General features: G+C 60.1%; 4 protein-coding genes. 1 reads left to right on the forward strand and 3 read right to left on the reverse strand.

Translation table 11 applies throughout. From position 1 onward, the window contains the following. Positions 1-545 precede the first annotated feature (545 nt). Entirely contained in the window at positions 546-956 is a 411-nt protein-coding gene (locus tag ACKOED_RS04855; protein ID WP_408915451.1) for a hypothetical protein, read from the forward strand. A 17-nt stretch (positions 957-973) separates the two neighbouring features. Here the strand turns inward: ACKOED_RS04855 and ACKOED_RS04860 are convergent, their stop codons facing one another. From ACKOED_RS04860 to ACKOED_RS04870, 3 genes are all read right to left on the reverse strand, one after another. After that, positions 974-1,594: a response regulator transcription factor gene (locus tag ACKOED_RS04860; RefSeq protein WP_408915452.1), complete on the reverse strand. Its 621-nt coding sequence runs from the start codon at positions 1,592-1,594 to the stop codon at positions 974-976. Then, positions 1,591-3,318: a sensor histidine kinase gene (locus ACKOED_RS04865; RefSeq protein WP_408915453.1), complete on the reverse strand. Its 1,728-nt coding sequence runs from the start codon at positions 3,316-3,318 to the stop codon at positions 1,591-1,593. The genes ACKOED_RS04860 and ACKOED_RS04865 overlap by 4 nt, the downstream gene beginning before the upstream one ends. Positions 3,319-3,715: 397 nt before the next feature. Beyond that, the coding region (locus tag ACKOED_RS04870; protein ID WP_408915454.1) for a gamma carbonic anhydrase family protein at positions 3,716-3,980 on the reverse strand (265 nt) is incomplete at its 5' end.

The raw sequence follows: 3,980 nt of genomic DNA on the forward strand, positions 1-3,980 counted from the left end.
GGTCGCGGATCCTGGCTTCATCGATCTTGATGACTTGCCCCATCGGTCTGCCTTCGTTCTCTTCCTTCATAGCCTCTTTCCTCCTTCAATGTGAAAGAAGCCACCCGTTTTGAAAAGTGCGAAAGATTCTGTACGTTATCCCGGGCCACGCGCCTCCGGCGCTATCGCCTCCAACTCCAACAAGGAAAGATAGACCAGCGGAAAAATACAACTTCCAGCTTTCTTCAAGAGCATAGCCCGGTCGGCGTCCCCTCCCTATCCCCACCAGACCGGGCTCAGAGGAGCCGGCACAGCCCCCACCCTGTGCCGGCTCCGACCAGTTTTACCAAGGGTAAGGCGCGAATCAGCCTTCTTTTGTAACCAGAGGTAGGCAAATCTTCAAAAGTTCATCAGCTTCACCTACTTCTGATAGCAAAATCCTTTTCTGAAATACGTGTTTCTACTCTATTCACTGCAGATATTTCGCATATGAAACGCTACAATACAAACTGAACAGGCAACGAAAATAATGTAACTTTTGTTATATGACTTCAATGAGTGTTAACATGGACAGTCTTAACCATCGCGTCAGCTCGAGCGGTTCGGTATTCGAGGCATCGACCAAGAACCCTCGCCCTGCCATTGCGGCCGCACTTGACGATATCGAGGCGCTCCTTGTGGTCTACAACAAGACGGGCGATGTGCTCGACCGCATGGAATTACTCACGGAAATCGAGGGCCTCCGGCGGTTTGTGCTGGTTCGCGGCGATCTCATCAACTGCCTGCGGCAGCCGGGCCAGCGAAACCCGCGCGTGATGGGCAAACAGATTTGCGAAGCCTTGCAGGCTATGATCGGCGATGTTCCAACGCTGGTCAAGGAATGCTCGCTCCAAGGTGCCCGGAATATGGAGCGGGATACGCGCCGGTCCATCGCGTCGCTGAACTTCCTCGGAAGCCTCGATCCATCGTTTTTGTGAAATCGTTTGCTAACCGTTTAAACGTGTGGCGGGCTCATTCCTGCAAGCACAGCGAGTCTGACCAGCGACGCGGTGTTGGAAATGCCGAGTTTCTGAAGCGCATTGGCGCGATGCGCTTCCACCGTACGCTGACTGACTGACAAGGCCTCGGCAATCTGCTTGCTTGACCGGCCGGCAACGATTGCATCAACAATCTCACTCTCCCGTTCCGTAAGCAGTCGAAGCAACCGCCGGGCTTCCCTGATGCCTTCAGCAGCCTGCGCGGCGTCGCGGGCCGTTGCGATCGCCGCCTCAATTGCCGTCAACAACTCCTGCGGCTCGTAGGGTTTTTCCAGCACATCCGAGGCGCCGACCTTCATCGCGTGGGTTGCGGTGCGCACATCGCCGTAGCCGGTGAGCAGGATCTTGGGGAAAGCATGGCCCTCATCGCCCAATCTGGAAATGAGCGTCGTTCCAAGCGTAGCTCCAAGGTTGTAATCGATCAGGGCGCAATCGACCGGCTGATTGCGGGCCTGCATCAGCGCCCCGGCGGGATCATAGCTGACGCAACTGCGATATCCCGACGCGCTGAGCATGTTAGCGAGCGATTGCGCGAAACCGCGGTCGTCATCGACGATCATGATGGTTCGTCCGGTCATGGAATGCTTCCTTCCTGTGCAAGCGGCACACTAAAAGTGAAAATGGCTCCTGCTTCGTCGCGGTTCTTCCAGGCAAGCGATCCGCCGAGCGTCGCGGCGATGCGTTGGCAGATCGACAGTCCAAGCCCCATGCCGCCGCGCGCCGATTTGGAAAATGGCGCGAAAAGCGACGAGGCCGCATCGGCCGAAACGCCCTCGCCGTAATCGGCCACCATGATTTCGACCGTGGAATCGCGGCACGAAACGATCACCTCCGCTCCCGCCCGGCCCGCCGCGGCGGATGCGCTCAGCGCGTTCTTCAGCAGGTTGACCAGCACCTGGCCGACCAGAGGCAGCGAGCCGTTCGCCCACAGGCTGCGCTCCCCGGCGATTACAATGATGGGCGGCGGCGGGTTGCTCCCCATGGTGACCAGGCGCACCGCGTGGTCAATCGCCTCCCGGACATCGCAGATGCCCGATTCGTCGGTGTCCTGGGGGCCAAGCCGGCGGACATTCCTCACAACTTCCACGGCGCGGTCGATCTCCTCGCCGAGATTATCGGCGATCATGATCTGCTCATCGGTGGCCTCGTTCAGCTTGAACGAGACCTTCAGCGCATAGGCGTAGTTGCGGATCGCCGCCAGCGGCTGGCTGATTTCATGCACGATGCCGCCGGAAATCGCCGCATAGGCCAGAAGGCGGCCGATTTCAGCCAGCCGCGCGTCATACTCCTCCCGGCGCAGCGCGGCCTCCTGCTCCGCCGTCACATCGGCGATGGTCACCAGCGCTGAAACGCCATGGCTGCCTCTGCCGCTCGAGTCGCCCGCGAACCGGCGCAGCAGGTAATAGCGGATGCCGTCAGGCCCCTCGATGTCAGCCCTGCGCGAAAGCGGCGCGTTTTCCTTGTCCGGCGGCTCGCGCGCGGCAACAAGGTCGGCAAGCGCGCCCAGCAGCCCGGACTGCTCGCCCTCCCCGACCAGCGCCGAACCGCGCTCGGCGGCGGGCCCCAGCAGCGCAACGGCCCGGCGGTTCGAGTAAAGAACCCGCCCCTGGGGATCCAGCCCCAGGATTGCATCATTGGCCGTGTTGAGAATGGCGTTCTGCGTCGCGATCTGGCGCGCCAGATCGCTCTCGGCGGTTTGCAGTCTTTCCGCGATGCGCATCATGAGAAGCGCAGGCACAATCAGCGCGACCACCAGGAGTTGGAGTACAAGGAGGTAGAAGAGCAGGGTCCGGGTGCTGCTCGTCCGTTCGGATATCTGCTGACTGCGATACACGCTCTCGATGCCAATCATGAACTCGCGCACAAACTCCGCATCCCAGCGGAGCCGCTGGCGCAACTGCTCCCGGACTGACCTTTCCTCGACATGCGCCACCAACCTTCTGGTTGCCTCCGCCATGTTGAGCAGCGCCTCGAACTTGTCCCGCGAGAGCCCCCGCCGGACGCTTTCCAAGGCCGGCGTATCCCGGATCACAGCCACCTGGCTCAGGTAGATATCGCTCCTCAGCCTGATCTCATCAGAGCCGGCATTGGTCTCAACCGAATACACCAGCCGGTTGTGCTCCAGCCCCAGCTTATAGATCGTCCAATAGGCATTCTCCTGCGGAGCCTCGATGGCGCGCAGCTCCTGATACGCCAGAAGACCGACCACCGCCGCCATGGCGATCAGGCTGAACATGAAGATGGCGATCGCGGCACCCCAACCGCCGAGCATCCGCTCGTATTTTTCAAGCCAGCTGTTCAACGCTGCAAACTCCCGGAGAGCGGCCCCGCCCACACGAAGCCGGCACTGCCGCCGAACGGCGCTGTCTTAATCAGGCCGGTTCCCGCGCTAGCGGCGACCAGCCAAGCCCGATAACGCGATGCCACTGGACCAGCCCACCTGGAAATCCATCATGAATTTCGTAAACTCGCCAAGCCGCGCAGATTCACTTAGGGAAAACTACAATCAGCCTTGGTGAAAACGATTACTGTTTGCATAAACACAGATCGTGGCCTGTGCAAGGGAGATGATTATAGCGCTCAGAGCAAGCCGGTCCACCAGACCAGAATCAATCCCTGATTGCAGCCCGATAACCATCTAAAATTGACTTTTCCACGCGGGACACGTTCCGATTGTAAAAACCGGCAATCCTCGGCATCTATGCCGGCGTCAGCCCTGCGGCAAAGCGGCGCCAATTCCTTACGTAGCTTTCCGAAGAGACCGCAAGTCTGGCGGCCGCGGCGGCATCGAGCGTGCCGGTCACCCGGCCCGGTTGGCCGATGACCAGCGAATTGTCCGGGATGACCTTTCCCTCGGTGATCAGCGCATTGGCCCCGATCAGGCAGTTGCGGCCGATCTGCGCGCGATTGAGAATCACGGCGCCCATGCCGATCAGGGTGTTGTCGCCGATCTGGCAGCCATGC

The sequence above is a fragment of the Aestuariivirga sp. genome (assembly GCF_046093005.1).
In the GTDB taxonomy this organism is placed as follows: domain Bacteria; phylum Pseudomonadota; class Alphaproteobacteria; order Rhizobiales; family Aestuariivirgaceae; genus Aestuariivirga.